The organism is Streptococcus halichoeri, assembly GCF_009870755.1.
GTDB lineage: Bacteria > Bacillota > Bacilli > Lactobacillales > Streptococcaceae > Streptococcus > Streptococcus halichoeri.
The window spans coordinates 46,467-58,654 of record NZ_WLZU01000002.1 but is presented as its reverse complement, the minus strand read 5'-3'; the positions used below and the strand labels follow the sequence as shown (position 1 = coordinate 58,654).

Genomic DNA, 12,188 nt, shown 5'->3' with positions numbered 1-12,188 from the left:
CTTTTTAGACATGATTTGTTGGTGGGGTCTGGTCTTGCATCATTCGTAAACTCACTTCAAAGTCTTTTAAATCACTCTCATTGAGACGTCGAAGCGTTTCATCCAGTGTGAGGTCAAATTGCTGCATACTGCTCATAGCTCGTGCCAGGCGTTCCTCAGCCTGGTAGAAATCCTTGGGCGCTTCCTTGATCTTTAAATAGCCTTCAAGCACATCATAAAACTGTGCCATACTGCTTTCATGGAGCGCCAGCAGTTCCGCCTTGTTATCGGCCTTTTCAATGATTTGAAGAATGTGCTGGTGGTCGTTTTGGATGGAAGTATAAAGTGTGGTCAAAGCCTCATCCCCAAGCCGCTGGATGCGTTCTAAGCCCAGTAATTGTGGACTTTGCTGCTTGAGCTCCAGCTGTTCAAGCTTTAGCCTTATATCTACTTTGAGTTCATCGGCCTTGCGGTTAATCCGATGATAGACATGTGTGGGGATTTGTTGCTGTAATTGAAAGGATTCTGCTTTAATCGTTTCTAGTTTAGGCAATAGCTGAGCAGCGCCTCGTTGGAATTGCTGGTAGTCATTGCGAAGCAAGGCGTCTTCGAGCAGCTCGTGTTGACGATCAGCCAAATGAATCACGTCTTTTAAATGCTGAACGCGTTGCGCCATTTGTTGCGCAGTTAGCTGCTTTTGTGCCTGTCTGGTCTGGTAGAAAAGAATGGCCAGGGCCACCGATGTCAAAAAGGCTAGTGCGTCTGGTAATAGCTGGGTGAGGACGACTAGACAAGCCAAGTAAAGGAGTAGCCATGCCCAGCGCGGCATTTGGGGGATAAATCGGATCAGTTGCTTTTTTTTCATGGTCTTTCTCTGAGATTTCTATAGACTTTGGACCCCTAATCCTAGGGGACTTTATCATATTTTACCGCAATTTATTTTTTTCTTAAAGAAATTATGGTAATGTCATTAAAAATCAGTACTAAGACCGAGCAGCCTGTGATAAAAAAGAAAAACATTCGGCTTTTTACATCTACACCTGAGTCTTATAGGATCCAAATACGTTTTTTCCTAATAATGCAGGCGGCGATGGTATAAAAAATCATTTTTTGCTATAATGAAGTGTAAGACAAACTGCAGGTGAGAGTCCTGCCCTGCTTTCTAGAAAGGTGACGATAAGTGCTTTTTTGTGTGGAGGGTGCTTATCGCTAGCGGAAAAATTATGACATCAGTAGTAGTTGTTGGTACCCAGTGGGGTGATGAGGGTAAAGGCAAGATTACGGATTTTTTATCCGTTGATGCCGAAGTCATTGCCCGTTACCAAGGGGGTGACAATGCCGGCCATACCATTGTGATTGATGGTAAAAAGTTCAAATTACACTTGATTCCTTCTGGTATCTTTTTTAAAGAAAAGATTTCAGTGATTGGTAATGGCGTTGTGGTCAATCCTAAATCACTGGTCAAAGAACTTGCTTATCTCCATAGTGAAGGCATCACCACTGATAACTTGCGCATTTCAGATCGGGCGCATGTCATCTTACCTTATCATATTAAGCTAGATCAGTTACAAGAAGATGCCAAAGGCGATAACAAGATCGGCACCACGATTAAGGGAATCGGCCCGGCCTATATGGACAAGGCGGCGCGTGTTGGGATTCGGATTGCTGACTTGCTTGATAAAGACATCTTTGCTGAGCGTTTGAGGGTAAACTTGGCGGAGAAAAACCGGCTCTTTGAAAAAATGTATGATGCTACTGCAATCACGTTTGAAGATATTTTTGAAGAATACTATGCCTATGGTCAGCAAATTAAGCAGTACGTGACGGATACCTCTGTGATCTTAAATGATGCACTTGATGCGGGTAAACGAGTACTCTTTGAAGGGGCCCAAGGTGTCATGCTAGATATTGATCAGGGCACCTATCCCTTTGTAACCTCATCAAACCCAGTAGCTGGTGGGGTAACGATTGGTTCTGGCGTTGGCCCAAGCAAGATTAACAAGGTTGTTGGGGTATGTAAAGCCTACACTAGCCGTGTTGGTGATGGTCCTTTTCCTACAGAGTTATTTGATGAGGTGGGTGAGCGGATCCGCGAAGTTGGTCACGAATATGGTACAACGACTGGGCGTCCGCGTCGTGTGGGTTGGTTTGACTCAGTTGTCATGCGCCATAGTCGTCGCGTATCAGGCATTACTAACCTTTCGCTGAACTCGATTGACGTTCTATCAGGGCTTGATACGGTTAAAATCTGCGTAGCGTACGATCTTGATGGGAAGCGTATTGACCACTACCCAGCTAGTCTAGAGCAATTAAAACGTTGTAAGCCAATCTATGAAGAATTACCAGGTTGGCAAGAAGACATCACTGGTGTTCGTAGCCTAGATGACCTACCAGAAAATGCCCGCAACTATGTCCGCCGCGTTGGCGAGCTAGTTGGTGTGCGCATCTCGACCTTCTCTGTCGGGCCAGGCCGCGAACAAACTAATATTTTAGAATCCGTTTGGGCAAGTATTTAGGTGGATAACTAGCCTAGAAATGAAAAAAGAGCTGAGCTTAATCAGTTCTTTTTTTCGTTATTTTATTAACAATGCAGTAAGAAATGCGAGTCGTCTTCCTGGTTTTTGAGAAATACCGAACAATTAAATAAAAATGCTTTGCAAAAATCAAGCTTTCTGGTATACTAGATTTTCCTCTTCACAAGTGACGGTCGAGGGAAATATTTTGCTTTTCAAGGAGGTTCATTTTTCAATGAACAAAAAAATAGTCTCATTATCTCTTACTGCTCTGGCTGTGCTGACGTTAGGTGCATGTTCACAGAAGGGATCTAAAGATGCTTCAGAAACGAAACTCAAGGTCGCTATGGTGACAGATCAGGGAGGAATTGACGACAAATCCTTTAATCAATCTGCTTGGGAAGGATTGCAGGCCTGGGGAAAATCGCAACACGTACAAAAAGGCCGCGGCTTTGATTATTTCCAATCGTCCAACGAATCTGAATATGTGACCAATCTTGAAACAGCGGCTTCTAGCGGCTATAATTTAGTATTTGGGATTGGCTTTAACCTGACAGATGCTATTAAAAAAGCAGCTGAACACAACAAAGATACCAAATATGCCATTGTCGATGATGTGATTGAAGGCAAAGACAACGTTGCTAGCATCACCTTTGCTGATAACGAAGCAGCTTATCTGGCAGGTGTTGCCGCAGCCAAGACAACAAAAACCAAAAAAATTGGTTTTGTTGGTGGTATGGAAGGGACAGTTGTTAAGCGTTTTGAAAGCGGCTTTGCAGCTGGTGTTAAATCCGTCGATCCTTCTATTAAATTAACCATTACCTATGCTGGTTCTTTTGCTGATGCAGCCAAGGGAAAATCCATTGCAGCAACGCAGTATGCTAGTGGCGCTGATGTAATCTACCAAGCAGCAGGCGGTACCGGAGCAGGTGTTTTCAATGAAGCTAAAGCCATCAATGAAAAACGTTCGCAAGCTGATAAAGTCTGGGTCATTGGCGTGGATCGTGACCAAAAAGCCGAAGGCCATTACACGGATAAATCAGGGAAAAAAGCCAACTTCGTTTTAGCTTCTAGCATTAAAGAAGTCGGTAAAACAATGCAAAAAGTTATTGCGATGACTGAAAAAGATACCTTTCCAGGTGGCAAAGTTAACCGCTTTGGGATTAAAGAAGACGGTGTTGATCTAACTACCAAAGATTTGCCAGCAGAGGTCAAAGCAGCTGTAGACCAAGCCCGCAAAGATATCACCGCTGGTAAAATTACAGTCCCTGAAAAATAACCACAAAAAGCCTACGAAGAACAAAATAAGAATAATATATAGAGGGTTTACCCCTACCTTAATAATGACCAACGCCCCAAAAGTTAGCCAAAAACTCTAACAATTGGGGTGTTTTTGCTTGTTAAAAAGACTCATTGCCCCTTTCTGTAGTGGGTGAGTGAGCATAAAGCACTTGGCTTTTAAGCCATCGTGAGCCAGCGGCAGTGATAAGGCTTAAAAATAACAATGAATCTGGTAGTCTAAAAAGACCTGTTGGTAGTCCTTTAAATCTTCTGGGTGATAAGCGTCGATCCCAGCCATAGCATAATCTCTATCCAAGAGTTTATATTTGTTTTCACCAAATTGGTGAAAAGGAAGCAGCTGAACATCTCTGATGTCAAGTTTGTTAAAGAGCTCTGCAAAAGCCTGGGCGTCTGCTAAGCTGTCATTGAAATGAGGAATGACAGGGATGCGCAAGACAATGGTCTTTCCTGCTTGGAAGGCATAGTGGATATTTTTGATAATCACTTCATTTGATACACCCGTAACGGCGCGGTGTTTAGCCTTGTTATAATGTTTTAAGTCAGTATAGATAAAATCAACATATTGGATTAAATCAGCAAATTGCCGCTGATTAGTAAATGCCGTTGTCTCAATGGCTGTATGTAAGCCTTCTTCTTTAGCTTTGACTAGGATGTCTTTAGCAAATGCGAACTGGGCGAAAATTTCACCCCCTGATAAGGTTAAGCCACCCCCTGATTCTTCGTAAAAATCACGATCTTTTAAGACCTCCTCCATGACCTGATCAACGGTCTTAAGTTGGCCGACGGTCTCATAGGTTTGACCATCGCTTGTGCGCATTTGCTCAGGCATCATTTTTTGAGATTCAGGATTGGCGCACCAAGGGCATTTTAAAGGACAACCTTTAAGAAAAACCGTTGTCCGGATGCCCGGCCCATCATGAATACTAAAATGTTGGATATTAAATACCATTCCAGATGCTGCCATAATAACCTATCCTTTCTTTTCCTCCATGATAACAGAGAAACGTAAATAAATCAATTTCGTTCGAAAGTTTAGGCGTCTTTTCATTTACCCCTAAAATTGCTATAATAAGGGATGAGGTATAACATGAATCGTTTAGAAAAAATCATTCAACTTGTTTCACAAGAAAAAAAGATCGATGTAACGACGCTATCACAACTCTTAGAAGTATCCAAAGTGACCATTCGTAAAGACCTAGATAAACTAGAATCTAAAGGACTGCTCCGCCGCGAACATGGCTATGCTGTGTTGAACAATGGCGATGATTTAAATGTCCGCCTATCTTATCATTACACGACTAAACGTCGGATTGCCGAAAAAGCAGCCGAGCTGATCCAAGATAATGAAACCATTATGATTGAATCTGGCTCCACCTGTGCTTTACTAGCAGAGGTCCTGTGTCAGACCAAGCAGAATATCAAAATCATTACCAACTCTAGCTTTATTGCCAATTACCTACGTCATTATCAGACCTGTCAAATTATTTTGCTGGGCGGCTATTATCAGCCAACTGCGGAAGTAACTGTTGGGCCTCTTCTCAAGGAAATGATTCGCTTATTCCATGTAGATAAACTCTTCTTTGGCACAGATGGCTTTAGCCCTCGTGTTGGCTTTATGGGTAAGGATATGATGCGGACAGAGGTTGTCCAAGAAATGGCTAAGGTGGCCGATCAGGTCATTATTTTAACGGATTCCTCTAAGTTTGAAAAACCAAGCTTAGTGCCCCAGATAGACTTCAATGCTGTACGTCGGGTCATTACAGACAAGGGATTGAACAAAGAAGCCCTTGAGGCTTTGACCCAAAAGGCAATCGAAGTGATTTTTGTAGAATAGGTGCCCACTGATGAAAGAAGAGCGTAAACAATTACTAGCTAAAATAGCTTATTTACACTATATAGAAGGGAAAAGTCAGACTCAAATTTCCAAAGAGCTTGGCATATACCGCACCACAGTTTGTCGCATGTTAGCAAGAGCTAAGGAATTAGGCTTAGTTCAGATAGAGATTATAGGCTATGATGCTAGCCTTTTTGCCTTAGAAGAGCAAGTCAGAGCAAAATATGGCCTAGAACGACTAGAAATTGTCCCTAGGCATCCCGATGATCGCCCAGAAGACCTCTTAAGCCGGGCCGCCAAAACTTGTGCAGAACTGTTCAGACAGATAGTGCAAGATGGCGACAAGGTTGGATTAGCCTGGGGATCATCACTTAGTCGGACGATTGATATGATCGATCCCAAAATGATGAAGCATGTGGAAGTTTACCCGTTGGCGGGTGGTCCTAGCCATATTAATATCAGTTATCATGTCAACACCCTAGTTTATCGTCTAGCTAAAATATTTCAGGGTAAGAGTGATTTTATTAATGCCATGGTTGTTCAAGAAAACAAAGCCATAAGAGATGGGATTGTTGATTCTAAGTATTTTGCCAATGTCAAAAACAGTTGGAATCACATTGATGTCGCGCTTGTTGGTATAGGCGGGACACCCCAATCAGGTATTGAAAGCCAATGGTTAGATTTGCTAAATAAACAGGATGTGGACATGCTCAAAGCAGAAGCAGCTGTTGGTGAAATGTGCTGCCGCTTCTTTAACAAAGACGGCCAACTCGTCGCCAATGACTTGCAAGAACGCATTATTGGCATTACCTTGGAGCAACTCATACAAGTGCCAAAAACGATCGCCCTGGCTACAGGTACGATGAAGGCAGAAGCCATTTTAGCAGCCTTAAAAACCAAAGCCATTAACTATTTAGTCACCGACTGTGCCACTATCCATCAGATCCTGCAGTTAGACCAGGCTTCTGAGGAACTCAAATCCTTGCCATGCTAACTAGCCACTAGCCTTTGCTTAAATAAGTGAAATATAATGTGATAACAAAACCTAGCACTGGAAGTTCAGAGCTAGGTTTTTTATTGTAAGCTATGCACAAATATGCGTGATAAAAATAATATGCACAAAAATGTTGACCTGTTTAGATGGCTAATGTTAAAAAAGGCTTAAATAAAAATCTCATAAATAAGTTAAACATTAACTGCTATTATAGTAATAATCAGCCTTTCATTTCCTTTAAAATCTCCACAAACTACCTATTTAATAGTATGTAAAACGCTTTCTATACACAGGGTTATAAGTTGTAAAATAAATAAATCCCTGAACTTGAGTATATATATACTGGTTTTTGCCATAAATGGCTAAAAAATTAAAGGGAGATAAGTATTTTATGAATAATAAAGTTGGTTTTAGAATGTGGAAATCAGGAAAGCAATGGCTGTTTTCTGGTGTGGCATTAATGGCCAGTCTTGTCATGGGAACAGCGGCTATCACTGCCAATAGTTATGGAGGATGTCAAAGTGTAATTGGTCTTCGTAGTCAAGATCAAGATACACACCAGTGCGTACTTTGGTACCCAGGAACTCAAACTTTAAGTGGAAGCAATGGCGACCGTGAGCTTCCTGGCTTTGGAGGTGAGAACACAGGTGCTAGCGCACACATTACCTGGGGTCCAGCCGCTCCGACTTTAAGTGGAAGCAATGGCGACCGTGAGCTTCCTGGCTTTGGAGGTGAGAACACAGGTGAGAACACAGGTGCTAGCGCACACATTACCTGGGGCCCAGCCGCTCCCACTTTAAGTGGAAGTGAAGCTGTACGAAAACATAAGGACCGCTCATCGGAATCGAAAAATATGCTTCAGAGTAAATCGACCTCAACATCTCCAGTAACAATTTTATCTGCAACAGGTGTCATGATTTTGATAGCTGTGGGTGCCTTTAGTATCAAAAAGATTTGGAAAAAATAGTGATGGCTTATAACTCTTAAAGCAAGATACCCATTATTTCTATTTTCTTCTATATAATGTAAAGTTTAATATATGTCAGACAAATTTCCTTGGCGCTGATTGAGTGGAGGGGAAATGGCTCTGGCATATATTTTTTGTTACAACTATGCACTTTTGTGCACTATTGGTTTTACAAGGGACTAAAGCTGCAAACAAATACAAATGAGAGAGCAAATGTGGTAAAATGATTTCGAAAGAAACTTAAGTATGTTACGTTAGTAAAGGAGATGCCCATGACTGACAAAATCCCTTATTTTGGACAGTTAACACCACGGATGAATCGCTACCGTGAAGAAGTCCTTAATAAAAAGCCCTACATTGATGCAGAGCGGGCTATACTGGTAACAAAAGCTTATCAAGAGCATCTGGATAAGCCTGCGACCCTCAAGCGGGCCTACATGCTGCAAGAGGTCTTAGAGAACATGACCATCTACATTGAAGAGGATAGCTTCATTGCTGGTAATCAAGCCTCTTCCAATAAAGATGCTCCGATTTTCCCAGAATACACATTGGAATTTGTCATTAAGGAGTTAGACCTTTTTGAAAAACGTGACGGTGATGTTTTCTATATTACCGAAGAAACAAAGGAACAGCTGCGCTCGATTGCTCCTTTTTGGGAGAACAACAACCTACGGGCTCGTGCCGGTGCGCTTCTACCAAAAGAAGTTGCTGTCTACATGGAAACGGGCTTTTTTGGCATGGAAGGCAAGATGAATTCAGGGGATGCTCATCTGGCTGTTAACTATCAAAAACTCCTCCAATATGGTCTGAAAGGCTTTGAAGAACGTGCTCGTGCTGCCAAAGCTGCTCTAGATCTCACTGTACCTGAAAATATTGACAAATACCATTTCTATGATGCTATCTTCATTGTGATTGATGCGGTGAAAACTTATGCCCATCGCTATGCGGCCTTGGCACGTCAGTTGGCCAAACAGGCCTTGCCAAAGCGCCAAGCAGAACTCTTAGAAATGGCGCGCATTTGTGATAAAGTCCCCTATGAACCGGCAGCAAGCTTTGCCGAAGCCGTCCAGTCGGTCTGGTTTATCCAATGTATCTTACAAATAGAGTCAAACGGCCACTCTCTGTCTTATGGCCGATTTGATCAATACATGTCCCCCTATGCCGAGGCGGATATAGCAGCTGGTCTTGAAACGAAAGAGTCGATTGTTGAGCGACTCACTAATCTGTGGATTAAGACTCTTACCATTAATAAGGTGCGCAGCCAATCCCATACCTTCTCATCTGCTGGTAGCCCCATGTATCAAAATGTCACTATCGGTGGGCAAACCAGGGATAAACAAGACGCAGTCAATCCTATGTCCTACCTGGTCTTGCGTTCGGTAGCTCAGACCAAACTACCCCAGCCTAACTTGACTGTGCGTTACCATAAGGGGTTGGACCCCGCATTTATGAATGACTGTATTGAGGTCATGAAGCTAGGCTTTGGCATGCCGGCTATGAACAATGATGAGATTATCATCCCGTCCTTTATCAAAAAAGGGGTGGCAGAAAAAGATGCCTATGACTACTCGGCTATTGGTTGCGTCGAAACGGCTGTACCTGGCAAGTGGGGCTACCGTTGCACGGGCATGAGCTATATCAATTTCCCGAAAATCTTGCTCATTACGATGAATGACGGTATTGATCCCGCTTCTGGCAAACGCTTTGCTAAGGGGCATGGGCATTTTACCCAGATGACTTCTTACGCAGAACTCAAAGCGGCCTTTGATGCTACCTTGCGTGAAATCACGCGCATGAGTGTCATTGTTGAAAACGCTATCGACCTTGGCCTTGAGCGTGAAGTACCCGATATTCTTTGTTCGGCCTTGACCGATGATTGTATCGGCCGCGGTAAGACTTTAAAAGAAGGCGGAGCAGTCTATGACTTTATCTCTGGCCTGCAGGTAGGCATTGCTAATCTAGCCGATTCCCTAGCAGCGCTTAAAAAATTAGTCTACGAAGATAAACGCCTGACTCCTCAGGAACTCTGGCAAGCGCTCGCAAGTGATTTTGCAGGTGAGCGTGGTGAAGACATTCGGCAAATGCTAATCAATGAGGCGCCAAAATATGGCAATGATGATGACTATGCCGACCAATTAGTGGTAGCTGCTTATGATACTTACATTGATGAGATTGCTAAGTATCCTAACACGCGCTATGGTCGTGGACCGATTGGTGGTATCCGCTATTGCGGCACCTCATCCATCTCGGCGAATGTTGGCCAAGGCAAGGGAACGCTTGCAACGCCCGATGGTCGTCATGCAGGGTCACCTCTGGCAGAAGGCTGCTCACCTGAGCATAGCATGGATAAAAAAGGTCCGACATCCGTGCTAAAATCAGTGGCTAAATTGCGAACGGATGAGATTGTCGGTGGGGTCTTACTGAACCAAAAAGTCAACCCCCAAACCCTGGCCAAAGAAGAAGACAAGGCCAAGTTAATCGCTTTGCTACGAACCTTCTTTAATCGTCTACATGGCTATCACATCCAATATAATGTGGTTTCAAGAGAAACCTTGATTGATGCTCAAAAACACCCAGAAAAACACCGCGATTTGATTGTGCGCGTGGCTGGCTATTCTGCCTTCTTCAATGTGCTTTCTAAGGCCACGCAAGATGATATTATCGAACGAACAGAACATACCTTATAGGAGAAAAAAGGAAAACTTATGGAATACATGTTAGATACCTTAAATCTTGAGGCTATTACAAAATGGTCTAAGATTTTGCCCCTAGCTGGAGTGACGTCAAATCCTACAATTGCTAAGGCCGAAGGCGATATTGCCTTCTTTGAACGGATCAAGGATATTCGAACAATCATTGGTGATAAGGCATCGATACATGTGCAGGTAGTTGCTCAAGACTATCAAGGCATACTAAAGGATGCCGCAGCTATTAAACAGCACTGTGGGGATTCTATTTATATTAAAGTCCCCGTGACTACTGAGGGGTTAGCGGCCATTAAGACCTTAAAAGCTCAGGGTTATCGGATTACAGCAACGGCGATTTACTCCACCTTTCAAGGCTTACTAGCTATTGAAGCTGGAGCTGATTATTTAGCGCCTTACTATAATCGGATGGAAAATGTAAATATTGATGCTGAGGCTGTCATTGGCCAGCTGGCCAAAGCTATTGCTCAAGGAGCTTTTGCTAGTAAAATCCTTGCAGCCAGCTTTAAAAATGTTGGGCAAATCAATAAGGCTTTTGCCCAGGGAGCCCAAGCTATTACGGCAAGTCCGGCTGTCTTTGAAGCTGGTTTTGCCATGCCCTCTATTCAAAAGGCTGTTGCTGATTTTGATAAGGATTGGGAAGCTATCCACCATACCCACAGTATTGTCTAAGTCAGGTGACTGACTATAAAAATAACTCGCTACAAAGGAGGCTGTGTTATGAAAGTATTTGCTAGTCCATCTCGTTACATTCAAGGTAAGAATGCGCTTTTTGAAAGTCATAAGGCTATTTTAAAGCTTGGTAGCAAACCCATTTTACTCTGTGATGATTTGGTTTATCAGATAGTGGGAGAAGACTTTGAGGCCTACTTAAAACGCCAAGGCATTTTAGTTGATCGGCTGGTCTTTAATGGCGAAGCTTCAGAAAATGAGATTACCCGTGTAGCAGACATTGGCCGTAGTAATAAGAATGATCTGATTATAGGCTTAGGAGGCGGCAAGACGGCTGACAGTGCTAAGGCTATTGCCGATCGGTTAGATATTCCTGTTGTGATTGCGCCAACTGTGGCCTCTACTGATGCTCCCACCTCAGCCTTATCAGTGATTTATACTGATCAAGGGGCTTTTGAAAAGTATCTCTTTTATTCTAAAAACCCCGATTTGGTTTTGATGGACACCCAAGTCATATGTCAAGCACCGGATCGCTTATTAGCATCAGGCATTGCTGATGGTCTTGCAACTTGGGCTGAAGCTCGCGCTGTTTTGCAAAAAAATGGGCTGACTATGGTTGGTGGCAATCAAACCTTGGCCGGCCTTGCCATTGCTGAGGCTTGTGAGCGGACCTTGTTTGCTGATGGGCTGCAAGCCATGGCTGCTTGTGAACAAAAAGTTGTCACCAAAGCTCTGGAAAATGTTGTTGAAGCTAATACCTTGTTGAGTGGTTTAGGGTTTGAAAGTGCAGGCCTTGCTGCAGCTCATGCCATCCACAATGGCTTTACTGCTTTAGAAGGCGATATTCATCATCTCACTCACGGAGAAAAAGTAGCCTATGGCACCTTGGTGCAATTCTTCTTAGAAAGCCGACCAAAAGAAGAAATTGATAAGTATATTCGCTTCTACCAACAAATCAAAATGCCCACAACCCTCAAGGAAATGCATCTTGATCAGGCTAGCTATGAAGATTTACTAAAGGTTGGTAAGCAGGCCACCATTGAAGGAGAAACGATTCATCAAATGCCATTTGCTATTTCTGCTGAAGATATTGCTGCTGCCCTTGTGGCGGTAGATGCCTATGTTAAACAGCTAACGGCTTAGTCGTCTTTACGTACGCTCAGTCAGCATTTTAGGGTTCAGCCAAAACGGCTGCGCCAGCCAAACTGACTAAACAGTTATA

At 43.2% G+C, this 12,188-nt stretch carries 10 protein-coding genes; 8 read left to right on the top strand and 2 right to left on the bottom strand.

The window, feature by feature from the left end:
* Positions 1-4: 4 nt before the first annotated feature.
* The gene (locus tag GWD08_RS01060; protein ID WP_159563937.1) at positions 5-844 is read right to left on the bottom strand and encodes a hypothetical protein; all 840 of its coding nucleotides are present in this window, start codon (positions 842-844) and stop codon (positions 5-7) included.
* Positions 845-1,202: 358 nt separating this feature from the next.
* Between GWD08_RS01060 and GWD08_RS01055 the strand changes: the two genes are divergently transcribed.
* Together GWD08_RS01055 and GWD08_RS01050 are read left to right on the top strand one after the other, a co-directional pair.
* Entirely contained in the window at positions 1,203-2,495 is a 1,293-nt protein-coding gene (locus tag GWD08_RS01055; protein ID WP_159547948.1) for an adenylosuccinate synthase, read from the top strand.
* A 232-nt stretch (positions 2,496-2,727) separates the two neighbouring features.
* Positions 2,728-3,771, top strand: a complete 1,044-nt coding sequence (locus tag GWD08_RS01050) for a BMP family lipoprotein (protein ID WP_159544753.1) — start codon at positions 2,728-2,730, stop codon at positions 3,769-3,771.
* A 213-nt stretch (positions 3,772-3,984) separates the two neighbouring features.
* On the opposite strand, the gene GWD08_RS01045 is transcribed toward GWD08_RS01050, so the two are convergent.
* Entirely contained in the window at positions 3,985-4,758 is a 774-nt protein-coding gene (locus GWD08_RS01045) for a glycyl-radical enzyme activating protein (protein ID WP_159563936.1), read from the bottom strand.
* Positions 4,759-4,881: 123 nt separating this feature from the next.
* On the opposite strand from GWD08_RS01045, the gene GWD08_RS01040 reads away from it, so the two are divergent.
* The 6 genes from GWD08_RS01040 to GWD08_RS01015 all read left to right on the top strand — a co-directional run bounded on the left by GWD08_RS01040 (position 4,882) and on the right by GWD08_RS01015 (position 12,109).
* Positions 4,882-5,628: a DeoR/GlpR family DNA-binding transcription regulator gene (locus tag GWD08_RS01040; RefSeq protein ID WP_159544757.1), complete on the top strand. Its 747-nt coding sequence runs from the start codon at positions 4,882-4,884 to the stop codon at positions 5,626-5,628.
* A 10-nt stretch (positions 5,629-5,638) separates the two neighbouring features.
* Positions 5,639-6,622 (top strand): sugar-binding transcriptional regulator, encoded by a 984-nt coding sequence (locus GWD08_RS01035; RefSeq protein WP_159563935.1) that lies wholly within the window; start codon positions 5,639-5,641, stop codon positions 6,620-6,622.
* 391 nt (positions 6,623-7,013) lie between these two features.
* Positions 7,014-7,589, top strand: coding sequence for a KxYKxGKxW signal peptide domain-containing protein (locus tag GWD08_RS01030; RefSeq protein ID WP_159563934.1), 576 nt, complete (start codon positions 7,014-7,016; stop codon positions 7,587-7,589).
* Between the two features lie 272 nt (positions 7,590-7,861).
* A complete protein-coding gene (locus GWD08_RS01025) occupies positions 7,862-10,276 on the top strand; it encodes a glycyl radical protein (RefSeq protein WP_159563933.1) in 2,415 nt (804 codons plus the stop codon).
* An 18-nt stretch (positions 10,277-10,294) separates the two neighbouring features.
* The gene (locus GWD08_RS01020; protein ID WP_159544519.1) at positions 10,295-10,966 is read left to right on the top strand and encodes a fructose-6-phosphate aldolase; all 672 of its coding nucleotides are present in this window, start codon (positions 10,295-10,297) and stop codon (positions 10,964-10,966) included.
* Between the two features lie 48 nt (positions 10,967-11,014).
* A complete protein-coding gene (locus GWD08_RS01015; protein WP_159563932.1) occupies positions 11,015-12,109 on the top strand; it encodes a glycerol dehydrogenase in 1,095 nt (364 codons plus the stop codon).
* The last annotated feature ends 79 nt before the right edge of the window (positions 12,110-12,188 follow it).